Genomic DNA, 13,956 nt, shown 5'->3' with positions numbered 1-13,956 from the left:
GCCCTCCCTCACGCAAGGAGCTCATGTGCGCCGCACATCCCTGACCCTGACGGCCCTGGCTGCGGCCGCCTGCCTCGCGCTGGCCGGCTGCTCAGGGTCCTCCAAGAACACGTCTGCCACGCCGTCGGCACAGGTGTCCCCGACCCTGACCCCCTCGATCATCAACTGCGCTCAGGAGGCCGGCACCATCGAGACCGACTCCGAGGCGCTTCCGGCAATCGCCGGCGATGCGGAGGCCGAGCCGACCGTCACCTGGAGTGAGGGGAAGCAGGCGCCTGCCAACCTCGTCTCCAAGACGCTCACCGCCGCGGAAGGCCCGGCGGTGACTTCGGGCGACATCATCACCGCCAACTACGTGGGCTGGAAATGGGGTTCAACGGAGGCCTTCGACTCCTCCTTCAAGAAGGGCTCCCCGATCTCCTTCGGCCTGACCGGGGTCATCCCCGGATGGACCTGCGGTCTATCCGGACACAAGGTCGGCGAGCGTGTCCTGCTGTCCATCCCGGGCAAGCTCGGGTACGGCGAGACCGCCGATCCGGCTCGTCCGAACTCGCCGACCGGCCCTCTCGTCTTCGTCGTCGACATCACCGGCCGCATCACGGGCGATGAGCTGACTCCGGCCACCAAGGACGCCACGATCGACTCCGCGGCGGTCAAGAAGCTCGCTGATCGCGGGGTGACGCTTTCCGGGAACCTGGGCGCCCCCGCGGCCGCTCTCGCGAGCCCTCAGGCTGAGGAGCCGCTGCAGCCGGAGGTCGTCGTCGTCGCCCGCGGCAAGGGCGAGGCGATCAAGGAGACCGACACGGTGGCCGTGCAGATGTCCCGCACCTCGTGGGACGGAACGACGCGGAGCTCGACCTGGGAGGATCACGCCCCCAGCGCCATGTCGGCCGCACAGATCCGTGCGGCCGGGGTACCAGTGGGCTCCAGGATCGTGCTGCTGGCCCCCGGTAACTCCAACGGAGGGCAGCGTCAGTCGGCCTACATCTTCGTGATGGACCTCGAGAAGGTCATCTGAGCGGAGAGCTGCTCAGGCAGCCACTCGATACAGCTGTGGCCCGCACCCCGGTCAGGGGCGCGGGCCACAAGTCTGTGCGGCGTGCTGCCAGGGCTCGGCGTCAGCGAACGATGAGGCCCTGGGTCTTGGCGACGGCGTCGGCCAGGCGCTCGGAGACGTCCTGCCAGTTGGCGATGTTCCAGACGGCCTTGACGTAGTCGGCCTTGACGTTGAGGTAGTCGAGGTAGAAGGCGTGCTCCCACATGTCCACCATGAACAGCGGGATGGTGCCCACGGGCACGTTGCCCTGCTGGTCGAAGAGCTGGAAGGTGACGAGCTTTCCGGAGAGGGAGTCGTAGGCGAGCACGGCCCAGCCCGAGCCCTGGATGCCCATGGCGGTGGCGGTGAACTGCGCCTGGAACTTCTCGAAGGAGCCGAAGGAGTCCTTGATGGCCTCCGCGAGCTCGCCCTCGGGCTGGCCTCCGCCATTGGGGGAGAGGTTCTTCCAGAAGATGGAGTGGTTGGTGTGGCCGCCCAGGTTGAAGGCGAGGTTCTTCTCCCACAGGTTGATGGCGGCCAGGTCGCCGGCCTCACGGGCGGCGGCCAGGGCCTCCAGGGCGGCGTTGGCACCGGCGACGTAGGCGGCGTGGTGCTTGTCGTGGTGGAGCTCCATGATCTTGCCGGAGATGTGGGGCTCCAGGGCGGCGTAGTCGTAGGGGAGCTCGGGAAGGGTGTACACGGCCATCAAGGACTGCCTTTCGGTGGGTGAGGTGGCTTCAGTCCCGCCTCAGCAGGGCTCGTTAGGACTGAAGTCCTGAACATGGCTCATGCTAGACGTGGGGCCGGAAGAGGGATAGTGAGCCGCCTTGTGATTACACTGACCGCGGAAACACTGCCGTCCGTACCCGTCCACGAAGGATCCGATATGACCGACCAGGCTGCTTCCGCCCGCCTCGAACTTCTCGTCTTCTCCGACGACGCCACCGTGCGTCGGGAGGTCATCGACGGTGTCGGACGCCGACCTGCCAAGGGCCTGCCGCTGGTGAGCTGGACCGAGGCGGCCACCGCCGAGGGCGTGCGCATGGCCATCAAGGACCGCGAGAAGAAGGACCAGCCGCCCTTCGACGCACTGGTCCTGGACGCCGAGGCCAAGAAGCTCGGCGGCATGGGGCTGGCCCACGAGCTGTTCACCGAGCTCGAGGAGCGCCCCGCCGTCGTCCTGCTGACCGCCCGCCCCCAGGACGACTGGCTGGCCGCCTGGGCCAAGGCGGAGGTCGTCGTGCCCCGCCCCCTGGACCCGCTGAGCCTCCAGGAGGGTGTCGCCAAGGCCCTCACCGCCCGCCGCGGCACCGTCACCCCCGCCGGCTGAGCTCGGCTCCACCCTTCCGGCCAGGCGCCGGAGAGGACCTGAGCCGTCTGGCCGTGGGCCGCTCGCCTTCGTTTCGCATGCATTGAAGCGGCCTTCTACACCGCGCGGCAGGAGATGCTGCCGTGGTCGCGTGCACCGGTGACCCTGCGGTGCTCCACGTCCAGGACATTGAATCCGCTGCGCTCCAGAAGCGAGGCCAGCTCCTGCGAGGGCCAGTAGTAGGCCGGGGCGACCGCGTGGGGGAACTCCTCGACCCGGTCCCCGGCGAAGAACCCGATGAGCAGGCTCCCCTGCGGCTTGAGGCTGCCTCCCAGGGACGTCAGCGTTCCGGGCAGATCCTGAGGCGGGATGTGAATGAGGGAGTACCAGGCCAGGACAGCGCCGTAGACGCTCGTAGGCAGAGAGTCGGAGGAACCCTGCCGATAGGTGACATGCGGGTGCTGATCGCGGGCGATCTCGATGAAGCTCTCGACCGGGTCCACCCCCTCGACCTCCAGGCCCAGGTCATGAAGGTAGGCGGTCCAGTGCCCCGGCCCGCACCCCAGATCAACGATCCGCCCCTGTACCCCTCGCGCCCATCGGGCGATGAGCCGCCTGTCCTCTTCCGCCGTCACCGCCATGTGGCCAAGCGCCTGTGCGTACTCCTCGGCACGAGCGGTGTACGCCGACCACACATCACTGGAGCTCATCGCGCCGAGCCTACAAGGAGCCGAGCCCTCAATCCTCCGAGGCCAGGACCTTGCGATGGCGGGCAGCCGCCCCGATCGGCCACGTGAGCACGGTGGGGTCGCCGTCGACCTCCACGATGCGGGCGCCCTCCTCCAGGACCCAGTCGGCCAGCAGATTCGTCTCCTCAATGCTTGCGACCTCACCGACGCGGCCCGGCCTCTCAACGACCCGGGCGCTGGCGCGCAGCAGCTCGACGGCGGGACGTGGGTCGGCCCCCGGAGCGGTCGTCATGGAGCCGGCCAGCACGCCCCAGCGCACCACCACCAGCTCCCAGCCTCCGACCTCGCGCCTCCTGGCCGCCATGAGATGCGGGCAGGTCAGCAGGGGCCGTACCCGCTCGGCTCGGGCCACCGCGCGCAGCAGGCAGCGCAGGCGCCCCGTCCAGGTTCCGGCCTCCTCGTAACGCTCGGCCTGGGACAGTGCCGCGATGCGCTCCAGCAGGGGAGTGGCCACCAGGTCGACCTCCCCCGACAGGCAGGCCAGCACCTCGGCCGGCTCCGCCGGGACGTCGTCGCGGCGCACCCGGCGCAGCTCGTGGCCGTCCCAGCGGCGCAGACGCAGCACCGACTCGGCGGCGCGCAGGGCCTCCTGGCCTCGGCTGCGCGAGGCGAAGGGGCCGACCGCGCGGTCGACCTCCTCCGTGGGCAGCACGGTGGTGAGTGCCAACCGCGGCTCGGTCCCCGGGCCTGAGCCCTGGGCCAGGTGGAGCCAGGGGCGGCGGCGCGGGGCCCGGGAGCGGCGGTTGACCGGTGGGTCGAGCTCGGCGATCATCCGCAGCTCGCGCACCCGCGCCTCAATGAGCGTGGGGGTGGCGATGTGCCGCACGCTCACGGTGGTGTCCAGCATCTGCGCCACCTTGCGGCGCTTCTCCGCGGCGGTGAAGTAGGAGCGCACCCGACGCTTGAGGTCCACGGCGCTGCCCACGTAGAGCACCTGGTTGGCCGCCGAGCGGAACTGGTAGACGCCGGGGCCACTGGGAAGAGCGTCGGCCAGTCGGCTCTTGGCCCGGCGCCTGGCCGGAACCGGGTCGGAGGCCGTGGTCAGGTCCTCCAGGTGCGTGACGCCGAGCGGCGCCATGACCTCCAGGGCCGAGTGCAGCACGTCCACGGTGGCGCGCGCGTCATCCAGGGCCCGGTGCGTGGGACGGGTCCGGGAGCCCACGAAGGCGGCCAGCGTCCCCAGCTTGTGGTTGGGCACCTCGCTGCGGCTCCAGGCCTTGCGGGCCAGCGCCAGCGTGTCCAGCACGCGGGGCTCGGGCCACTCCAGGCCCAGGGTCGCCGCGGCGCCACGCAGGTGACCGACGTCGAAGCGGGCGTTGTGGGCCACGAGGACGACGTCGTCGGCCAGCAGATCCGCCCAGGACAGGAAGGCCTCCACGCAGGTGCGTACGCCGGGGGCGCCGGCCACCATGGCGTTCGTGATGCCGGTGAGCATCGTGATCTGGGCGGGGATGGCGACACCGGGGTTGACCAGGGTGGAGAAGTCCGCCAGTACCTGTCCGCCGCGCACCTTGACGGCCCCGATCTCGGTCAGAGAGCGAGCGCCCGGCGCCCCACCGGTGGTCTCCAGGTCCACCACGACGAAGGTCGCCCGCTCCAGGGGCGTGCCCATGTCGGCGAAGGACACCTGGGTCCCGATGGTGCTCACGGTCGCAGGCTAGAGGATGGCAGTGACATGCATCCTCGCCAGTAGTCGGGAAGTCGGTGCGAGCAGGGTGGGAAGCACCCTAGAATCATCCCCATACCCGAGCGGCACCGGCCGGCTCCGGTGCCGTCCGTCTCCGATGGTGCAGGACCGTGTGGTGGCCGCCCAGCCAGCAGTTCACAGGAGGCCCCGCGTGGGATACGGACCCATCAAGGCAACAGTCGGCCCGGCCCTGGAGATGCTCTATCAGCCCTGGATCCGCGGTGAGGAGAACATTCCCACCGAGGGAGCGGCGATCCTGGCCTCCAACCACCTGGCGGTCATCGACTCCTTCTTCCTGCCGCTGCTGGTGGACCGTGAGGTCGCCTTCATCGGCAAGGCCGACTACTTCACCGGCAAGGGCGTCAAGGGCTGGGCGGTGAAGAACTTCATGAAGACGGTGGGCACCATCCCCGTGGACCGCTCCGGCGGCAAGGCCTCCCAGGCGGCGCTCCAGGCCGGCATCGACCGCCTGCGCTCGGGTCAGCTCTTCGGCATCTACCCCGAGGGCACGCGCAGCCCCGACGGGCGCCTCTACCGCGGCAAGACAGGTGTGGCCCGCATCGCCCTGGCCACCGGCGCCCCCGTGGTGCCCGTGGCGATGATCGGCTCCAACCTGGCCCAGCCGATTGGTAAGTCCATCCCCTCCACCCGCCACCGCGTCGGCATCGTCATCGGCGAGCCGCTGGACTTCTCCCGCTACAAGGGCCTGGAGAACGACCGCTTCGTGCTGCGCTCCATCACCGACGAGATCATGTACGCGCTCATGGCGCTCTCCGGCCAGGAGTACGTGGACCTCTACGCCGCCGACGTCAAGAAGGCCATGGACTCGGAGAAGAAGACCGCCGATGAGGTCGTCACCGAGATGCTCGCCGCCCAGGCGCAGGCCCGCCCCTCGGCCGCGCCCGTGGCCGCGCCCGGTGGGCGCCCCGCCCCCGAGGTCTCCGTGCCCGAGCCGCCGGAGGACAAGAGCGGCAAGGACAAGAAGAAGGACAAGGCCTCCGACGACGAGGCCGAGCCCGGCGCCGAGTAGGGGCCTTGGGGACGGGGCGACTTCCCCGGCTCCCTGATTCTGTCCGGTTGGTCCCTGTCAGCGGCTACCGATGGCACGTAGACTGACGCCCGGTGCGGCCCGTGCCGCCCGATCCGGCCGGGGCGCTGGCCCCGAGTACCCACAACCCGAAAGGTTCCCGATGTCGATTCGTCGCGTCGCCCTGCTCACCGCTGGCGGTTTCGCCCCCTGTCTGTCCGCCGCCGTCGGCGACCTCATCGAGCGCTACACGCAGGTTGCTCCCGAGGTCGAGATCATCGCCTACCAGTACGGCTACCACGGCCTGCTCACCGGCAACTACATCGTCATCGACGACGAGGCCCGCAAGAACGCCGGCATCCTGCGCGACTTCGGCGGATCCCCGATCGGCAACTCCCGCGTCAAGCTCACCAACGCCAAGAACCTCGTCGAGCGCGGCCTCGTGAAGGAGGGCGTCAACCCCCTGGAGTTCGCCGCCGAACAGCTGCGCAAGGACGGCGTCGACGTCCTGCACACCATTGGTGGTGACGACACCAACACCACCGCCGCGGACCTGGCCGCCTACCTCCACGAGAACGACTACGAGCTCACCGTCGTCGGCCTGCCCAAGACCATCGACAACGACGTCGTCCCGATCCGCCAGTCCCTGGGCGCCTGGACCGCGGCCGACGAGGGCGCCGGCTTCGCCTTCAACGTCATCGGCGAGCACCGCTCCAACCCCCGCATGCTCATCGTCCACGAGTGCATGGGCCGCAACTGCGGCTACCTCACCGCCGAGACCGCCCGCCGCTACCACGACCTGCTCCAGACCAAGCAGTGGGCCCCCTCCCTCGGCCTGACCAAGGAGCGCTGGGACGTCCACGCCGTCTTCGTCCCCGAGATGAAGCTCGACATCGCCGCCGAGGCCGAGCGCCTCAAGGCCATCATGGACGAGCAGGGCAACGTCAACATCTTCCTGTCCGAGGGCGCCGGCGTCCCCGAGATCATCGCGGAGATGGAGGCCGCCGGCCAGGAGGTCCAGCGCGACCCCTTCGGCCACGTCAAGCTCGACACCATCAACCCCGGCCAGTGGTTCGCCAAGCAGTTCGCCGAGCTCATCGGTGCTGAGAAGGTCATGGTCCAGAAGTCCGGCTACTACTCGCGCGCCGCCCACGCCAACGCCGAGGACCTCGCCCTCATCAAGAAGATGTGCGACCTGGCCGTCGACTGCGCCCTGCGCGGCGAGTCCGGCGTCATCGGCCAGGACGAGGAGAACAACGACGAGCTCACCGCGATCGCCTTCCCGCGCATCGCCGGCGCCAAGCCCTTCGACATCACCCAGCAGTGGTTCACCGACCTCATGGCCGACCTGGGCCAGAAGGTCGAGCCCGCCGAGGTCGCCCCCGAGCACTGAGGCTGAGCCCACACACTGAGACACCGCGGCCGGTGCCGTCCTTTGTGACGGCGCCGGCCGCTCTGTTCCGCGATGCGGCCCGATTCCGGGCCATATCCCGACTGTCCTATGCTGACGGGCGTGATGAACGAGCTCTCCGTCGCCCGCACGGACGTACAGGTCCCCGCATGGCGCCACCTGCCCGCCCTCCAGCAGCCGACCTACCCCGATGAGGTCGCGCTGGCCGACGTGGTGGCGGACCTGCGCCGCCGGCCCCCGCTCGTCTTCGCCGGAGAGGTCGACTCCCTGCGCGACCTCATCGCCCAGGCCAGTGCCGGGGACGCCTTCGTCCTCATGGGCGGGGACTGCGCCGAGTCCTTCACCCACAACACGGCCGACAACATCCGCCTCAAGGTCCAGACCATCCTCCAGATGGCCGCGGTCCTCACCTACGGCGCCTCCACGCCCGTGGTCAAGATCGGCCGCATGGCCGGTCAGTACGCCAAGCCCCGCAGCTCGGACACCGAGACCCGCGGCGAGGTCACCCTGCCCTCCTTCCGCGGCGACTCCGTCAACGGCCACGAGTTCACCCCCGAGGCCCGTATCCCCGACCCCACACGCATGCTGGACGCCTACCTGCGCTCGGGCACCACCCTCAACCTCATCCGCGCCTTCACGATGGGCGGCTACGCGGACCTGCGCGAGGTCCACTCCTGGAACCGCGGCTTCACCGCCAACCCCGCCTACAAGCGCTTCGAGTCCTTCGCCGAGGAGATCGACCGGGCCATGCGCTTCATGGAGGCCGCCGGCGTCGACTTCGACGCCCTGCGCCAGGTCGACTTCTACGCCGCCCACGAGGCCCTCCTCCTGGAGTACGAGGACGCCATGATCCGCGAGGACTCCCGCTCCGGGCGCCTGTACGACACCTCCGCCCACATGCTCTGGGTGGGGGAGCGCACCCGCGAGGCCGACGGTGCCCACGTCGCCATCCTCGCCGGCGTCCACAACCCCGTGGGCGTCAAGGTCGGCCCCACCACGTCCCCCGACGACGTCGCCCGGCTCATGGACCGCCTCAACCCCGACGGTTTGCCCGGACGCCTGTCCCTCATCACCCGCATGGGCGCCGACCGCATCCGCGATGCCCTACCGGTACTGGTGGAGGCGGTGCGTGCCGACGGGCGCCCCGTCACCTGGATCGCCGACCCCATGCACGGCAACACCATCACCTCGGACAACGGCTACAAGACCCGCCGCTTCGAGACGATCCTCGACGAGATCCGCGGCTTCTTCGAGGTGCACCGCTCCCTGGGCACCGCCCCGGGCGGCATCCACGTCGAGCTCACCGGCGACGATGTCACCGAGGTCCTCGGCGGCGGCGAGCACATCGACGAGGCCGGCCTGGCCGAGCACTACGAGACCCTCGTCGACCCGCGCCTCAACCACCAGCAGTCCCTCGAGGTCGCCTTCGAGATCGCCGAGATGCTCAAGGGCTGAAAACCTCCACCGAGAGCCCGTCCCACAGTTCCGGCGAAACGTGGCCCGGTCCGCTCCGGCGGAACCGGGCCACAGCCGTCAGAAGATGTTGATGGTGACCTTGGAGTCCGGCTTGACGCTGGAGCCCGGCGCGGGGTCGGTGGAGCGCACCGTCCCGAAGGGGCCGCCCAGGCGCTTGTTGACCTCCACCTTGAGCCCGGCGTCCTCCAGGGTCTTCTTGGCCTCGTCCCGGCTCTTGCCGGTCACGTCGGGGATCGTCACCTTCTCCGGCCCCTTGGAGACGGTCAGGTCCACCGAGTCGCCCTTGTAGTAGCCCGAGGCACCGGCGATGGGCGAGGAGGAGATGACGTTACCCTTGGCCACGGAGTCGGAGTAGCCCTTGCTGACCTTGCCCTTCTTCAGGCCGGTGTCCTCCAGGGCCTTCGTGGCCTCATCCTCGCTCAGACCGGTCACGTCGGGGATCGTGGCCGGTTCCTTGCCCTTGGAGACCACGAGCGAGACCTTCTCAGTGTGTTTGATGACCTTGCCGGCCTTGGGGTCGGAGGAGATGACCTTGCCCGAGTCGATGCTGGCGGAGTACTCCTCGGTGACGTCCCCCAGGTTCAGTCCGGCCGCCTTGATCGCGGCCGTGGCCTGATCCTTGGTCTTTCCGACGACGTCGGGAACGGTCTTGGTCTCCACGCCCCGGGAGACAGCGGCGGTGACGACCTGGCCGAGTCCCACCTTCTGGCCCGCCCTCGGCCGGCAGGAGACGATGCTGCCGGCCGGGACCGTGTCGGAGTAGACGCGCTCCGGCGTGCCCCAGTCGAGCCCCTGCTTCTCCAGGGCGAGCTGTGCCTGGTCCTCGGACATGCCGACGATGTTGGGCACGGAGACCCTCCTGCCCGGACCGGCCGTCAGGTACCAGGTGGCGCTCGCCCCGGTTCCGGCCACGGCGAGCAGCCCGATGATGACCGCACGACGGCGGCTGAAACCGCCGGTGACCGCCTTCCGTGCGGGGACGGCGGTGGTCTTCTGCGCGTCGGCCGCCACGGCCTTGCGTGAGAGTGCGCGTGTTCTCCCCCTGGAGTCCGGGCCGATGGAGCCGATGGGAAGGGAGACGGTGCGCATACCGGCGTGCGACGAGGAGTCCTCGGCTGAGGAGACGTCGGCTTCGTCCTGGGGCTCGTCACCGATGGCGGAGCGGGCGGCCTGAGCGTTGGCCGTCATGACCTCCTGGGTGCGGATCGAGCCGGTGCCGCCACCGCGGCGCACGGAGAGCTCGGAGTCGGTCAGTTCGTCGACGACGTTACGCAGCAGCGCCAGCGCCTCATCGGCGTCGGCCGGGCGCTCCTGCGGCTCACGGCGAGTCATGGTGGCCACGAGCTCGTCGACGTCGGCCGGCATCTCGGGCACCAGCTTGGAGGGCAGGGGCACGTCCTCGTGGACGTTGCGGAAGGCGATCTGAATGGGGGAGTCCGCGGTGAAGGGCTGCTGGCCGGTGAGGAGCTCGTAGAGGACAACCCCGGCGGAGAAGACGTCGGCGCGAGAGGTGGAGTCCCCGGAGGTGATGAGCTCGGGCGCCAGGTAGGCGACCGTGCCCAGCACGTTGCCCGTCGTCGTTTGCGTCACCTCTGTGACCGCCCGGGCCAGACCGAAGTCGGCCACCTTGGCCACAGAGCCGTCCGAGGGCAGCAGGACGTTCTCCGGCTTGATGTCGCGGTGGACCAGGCCGGCCCGGTGGGCGGCGCCGAGCGGGCGCAGCAGCTGGGCCACCAGCCCCAGGGCCTCCTTGACTGACAGTGGTCCTGCTGCGATGAGGTCGCGCAGTGTGGGCCCCTCGACGTACTCCATGACGAGGTAGGCCACCCCGTCGAGGCTGCCCTGATCGAAGACGGCCACCACACCCGGGTTGGACAGGCGTGCCGCGGCCCGCGCCTCACGGCGGAAGCGCGAGACGAAGTCGGGGGAGTCGGCCAGGTGGGCGTGCATGAGCTTGAGCGCCACGGTCCGGTCCAGGCGACGGTCGTGGGCGCGGTAGACGGTGGCCATCCCGCCGCGCGCGAGGCGGTCGACGATCTCGTAGCGAGAGTCGACCAGCCGACCAATGAGGGGATCTGTGACCACGGCGCGATTCTACGATGCCGGTGGTGCCGTGACAGCCGGTGGTCGGATGAGGCGGGTAGTACTGCCCACCCGTCGGGGTGTCCCCGTTTCCTCGGCCGGGTCAGGAGAGCCGGTGTGTCAGCAGGTCCGCCAGCACCGCCAGGTCCTCCAGGGATGCGGTGCTCACCACGCCCTCGTTCCTGAGGCGCTCCAGCGCCCGGCTCCCGGCGTCGCGGTGCATGGTGATGATCTCCTCGTGGGCGGCGCGCGCGCCGCAGTCCTCGATGAGAGCGGCGACCTCGCCGATCTGCTCCGGTGTCGCCTCGGGATTGGCCAGGACGCTGCCGAGCAGCTGCCGGCCGGCCTCGTCGCAAAGTCCCCAGGTCAGGGCCAGCAGCACCGTGCGCTTGCCCTCGCGCAGGTCGTCGCCGGCCGGCTTGCCGGTGGCCTGCGGCGAGCCGAAGACGCCCAGCTCGTCGTCGCGCAGCTGGAAGGCTATGCCGACCTCCTCGCCGAAGGCGGCCAGGTACTCGGCGGTGGGCCCACTCGGATCCAGGCCGGCCAGGAGGGCGCCGATGAGCAGCGGGTGGCGCACCGAGTACCGGGCCGACTTGTGACGCACGACCGACAGGGCGTCGTCGTGCATGCGTCTGGCCGCGGCACCCGGCTCCCGGCCCCAGGGCAGGGGCAGGTTCTCGCTGCGCACATCGAGGAACTGGCCCAGGGCCACCTCGGTGGTCATGGCGTCGAAGGCGCTCCGGGCGTACCGGGCCGCTCTGCTGCCGGTCTCGCAGGAGGCGCGCGACTGCGCCAGTGCGCTCATCTCCTCGCCGGCCAGGGACAGCAGGAGGTCACCGAGAAGGATGGCGCCATTGGCTCCGAAGGTCTGTGGGCGTCCCCGCCAGCCGCGGGCCTCGTGGTCCCGGCCGAAGGCGCGGTGCGCCGCGGGCAGGCCCCGTCGAGTGTCGGCGCCGTCCATGAGATCGTCATGGACCAGGGCGCTGGCCTGGTAGAGCTCCAGCGCCGCACCCAGGTGGACGGCGTCGGAACCGGTCAGGCACTCGGCTCGGTGCTCCGACGTGCTCAGGAGCGCGCAGCCGACGGCCCCCAGGACGGCCCGCATGCGCTTACCCCCGCTCAGGACGCTCTCGGCGGCCTGGAGCAGATCCGGTGCGGCCTGCCCCAGGTCCTCCCAACGCCGGTGGCAATCCTCCAGGACCTCCGTCAGACGGTGCTCGACGGCGGGACGGATACGGCCCAGGGCCGCAGGCAGCGCGCTCATAGCCGCCAGAGTAGACCCAGGGCGGACGTCAGGAGGGGCGGTGACGCTCCCGGCAACGGTTTTGCCGCGGCGGGACGCCGACTGCGAACAAGGTGAGGTCATACTAAGCCGCCCGTGCGGAGAACCTGGGGAATAAACGCTACAATTCTGGGGTTGTCTGCTGTGCCGGATCGGGTTCCCATACCCCGACACCGGCTGTCCGCCCGCCCACGCGAAAGGAACTCCGTGGCTTCTTCCACAGTGACGCGCTCCAGCACCGAGCTCACTGACGACGTCGACGAGACCCCGCTCGACGACGAGGACTTCGACCTCGACGACGACGCCGACTACGACGACGAGGACTACGACGACTCTGACGATGACGACGAGGACTCCTCTGATGAGGACGAGGACCAGGATGACGACTCCGAGGCGCAGACCGTCCAGGAGGATGACGGCCCGGCTCCTGAGCTGCGCGACTACTACCTGGATGTGAGCCTGGAGGAGAACGGCGACGGCTCCAAGCGCAGCCCCTTCAACAACCCCGCCTCGCTCAAAGGGGTCCGCCTGGCTCCCGGGGCGACTCTCTTCGTGCGTTCGCGCACAATTGTGGAGAACCTGGAGATCGCCGGCCACGGCACCCTGGAGGAGCCCATCACGCTGGCTCCCTACGGCCACGGACCGGTGCCCCGGTTCGTCGTGGGCGACTCCGCCCCGATGGTGGCGCGCGACTACCTCGCTCAGAACGGCTACATCTTCCGCGGCTGGGTCATCAAGGGCATTAAGATGCAGCCCTCCATCGCGGCCCTGACCGGTGAGCTCGAGCGCATGCGCCGGGAGGAGGCGGAGAAGGCCGCCTCCAAGAAGTCCGGTAAGCGCGGCAAGTCCCAGGACAAGGACGGCTCCTTCACCGTCTCCGACTCCGACGAGGGCGACGAGCCCGCCCAGCGGGTCGTCACCGCCGGCGCCACCGCGGACCCGGTCAAGGACTACCTCAAGCAGATCGGTAAGGTCGCGCTGCTGAACGCCGAGCAGGAGGTCGAGCTCGCCAAGCGCATCGAGGCCGGCCTCTACGCCGAGCACCGCCTGGCTGAGGAGGGCAACGACCTGCCGGCCAAGCTGCGTCGCGAGCTGCACTGGGTGGCCCAGGACGGCCAGAGGGCCAAGAACCACCTGCTGGAGGCCAACCTGCGACTGGTGGTCTCCCTGGCCAAGCGCTACACGGGGCGCGGCATGCTCTTCCTGGACCTCATCCAGGAGGGCAACCTGGGCCTCATCCGCGCCGTGGAGAAGTTCGACTACACCAAGGGCTTCAAGTTCTCCACCTACGCCACCTGGTGGATCCGCCAGGCCATCACCCGCGCGATGGCGGACCAGGCCCGTACCATCCGCATCCCGGTGCACATGGTCGAGGTCATCAACAAGCTCGCCCGGGTGCAGCGCCAGATGCTCCAGGACCTGGGACGTGAGCCCACCCCGGAGGAGCTGGCGGTCGAGCTGGACATGACCCCGGAGAAGGTGGTCGAGGTCCAGAAGTACGGGCGCGAGCCGATCTCCCTGCACACACCGCTGGGTGAGGACGGGGACTCCGAGTTCGGTGACCTCATTGAGGACTCCGAGGCCGTGGTCCCGGCCGACGCGGTGAGCTTCACCCTCCTGCAGGAGCAGCTCCACGCTGTGTTGGACACCCTCTCGGAGCGCGAGGCAGGCGTGGTCTCCATGCGCTTCGGTCTGACCGACGGCCAGCCCAAGACCCTCGACGAGATCGGCAAGGTCTACGGGGTCACCCGAGAGCGCATCCGCCAGATCGAGTCCAAGACCATGTCCAAGCTGCGCCACCCTTCGCGCAGCCAGGTCCTGCGCGACTACCTGGACTGAGCGGACCTCAGCGGACGAGGGAGCGTCCGGCTCACTCGTGTCAACGGCGTCGGCCCCG

Annotated in this window: 11 protein-coding genes; 6 read left to right on the top strand and 5 right to left on the bottom strand. The window is 69.6% G+C overall.

Features of this window, described 5'->3' with window-relative positions; genetic code table 11:
* The first annotated feature begins 25 nt into the window (after positions 1 to 25).
* Positions 26 to 1,018, top strand: a complete 993-nt coding sequence (locus BKH28_RS01380) for an FKBP-type peptidyl-prolyl cis-trans isomerase (protein WP_075417153.1) — start codon at positions 26 to 28, stop codon at positions 1,016 to 1,018.
* 100 nt (positions 1,019 to 1,118) lie between these two features.
* Here BKH28_RS01380 and BKH28_RS01375 read toward each other — a convergent pair whose 3' ends face one another.
* Positions 1,119 to 1,742, bottom strand: coding sequence for a superoxide dismutase (locus tag BKH28_RS01375; RefSeq protein WP_075417152.1), 624 nt, complete (start codon positions 1,740 to 1,742; stop codon positions 1,119 to 1,121).
* Positions 1,743 to 1,922: 180 nt separating this feature from the next.
* Here BKH28_RS01375 and BKH28_RS01370 point away from each other — a divergent pair, with 180 nt between their 5' ends.
* Positions 1,923 to 2,366: a hypothetical protein gene (locus BKH28_RS01370; RefSeq protein ID WP_075417151.1), complete on the top strand. Its 444-nt coding sequence runs from the start codon at positions 1,923 to 1,925 to the stop codon at positions 2,364 to 2,366.
* 95 nt (positions 2,367 to 2,461) lie between these two features.
* On the opposite strand, the gene BKH28_RS01365 is transcribed toward BKH28_RS01370, so the two are convergent.
* On the bottom strand, positions 2,462 to 3,055 hold the full coding sequence (locus BKH28_RS01365) for a class I SAM-dependent methyltransferase (RefSeq protein WP_075417150.1): 594 nt from the start codon (positions 3,053 to 3,055) through the stop codon (positions 2,462 to 2,464).
* A 28-nt stretch (positions 3,056 to 3,083) separates the two neighbouring features.
* Entirely contained in the window at positions 3,084 to 4,742 is a 1,659-nt protein-coding gene (locus BKH28_RS01360) for a DEDD exonuclease domain-containing protein (protein WP_275531616.1), read from the bottom strand.
* A gap of 190 nt (positions 4,743 to 4,932) precedes the next feature.
* Between BKH28_RS01360 and BKH28_RS01355 the strand changes: the two genes are divergently transcribed.
* From BKH28_RS01355 to BKH28_RS01345, 3 genes are all read left to right on the top strand, one after another.
* Complete coding sequence (locus BKH28_RS01355; RefSeq protein WP_075417149.1) at positions 4,933 to 5,811, top strand: lysophospholipid acyltransferase family protein; 879 nt, start codon at positions 4,933 to 4,935, stop codon at positions 5,809 to 5,811.
* A 160-nt stretch (positions 5,812 to 5,971) separates the two neighbouring features.
* Positions 5,972 to 7,201 (top strand): pyrophosphate--fructose-6-phosphate 1-phosphotransferase, encoded by a 1,230-nt coding sequence (locus BKH28_RS01350; RefSeq protein WP_075417148.1) that lies wholly within the window; start codon positions 5,972 to 5,974, stop codon positions 7,199 to 7,201.
* 123 nt (positions 7,202 to 7,324) lie between these two features.
* Entirely contained in the window at positions 7,325 to 8,674 is a 1,350-nt protein-coding gene (locus tag BKH28_RS01345; protein ID WP_256695419.1) for a class II 3-deoxy-7-phosphoheptulonate synthase, read from the top strand.
* Positions 8,675 to 8,752: 78 nt separating this feature from the next.
* On the opposite strand, the gene pknB is transcribed toward BKH28_RS01345, so the two are convergent.
* Positions 8,753 to 10,780 carry a Stk1 family PASTA domain-containing Ser/Thr kinase gene (gene pknB / locus BKH28_RS01340; RefSeq protein ID WP_075417146.1) on the bottom strand — a complete coding sequence of 676 codons (2,028 nt, stop codon included), beginning with the start codon at positions 10,778 to 10,780 and terminating at the stop codon, positions 8,753 to 8,755.
* A 100-nt stretch (positions 10,781 to 10,880) separates the two neighbouring features.
* Entirely contained in the window at positions 10,881 to 12,041 is a 1,161-nt protein-coding gene (locus BKH28_RS01335; protein WP_075417145.1) for a polyprenyl synthetase family protein, read from the bottom strand.
* A 225-nt stretch (positions 12,042 to 12,266) separates the two neighbouring features.
* Here BKH28_RS01335 and BKH28_RS01330 point away from each other — a divergent pair, with 225 nt between their 5' ends.
* Positions 12,267 to 13,898, top strand: a complete 1,632-nt coding sequence (locus BKH28_RS01330; RefSeq protein ID WP_075417144.1) for an RNA polymerase sigma factor — start codon at positions 12,267 to 12,269, stop codon at positions 13,896 to 13,898.
* Positions 13,899 to 13,956 lie beyond the last annotated feature (58 nt).

Origin of the sequence: Actinomyces oris (genome assembly GCF_001937665.1) — a bacterium.
Taxonomy (GTDB): Bacteria; Actinomycetota; Actinomycetes; order Actinomycetales; family Actinomycetaceae; genus Actinomyces; species Actinomyces stomatis.
The sequence above is the reverse complement of the archived record's forward strand: the minus strand, read 5'-3'. Positions and strand labels throughout refer to the sequence as shown.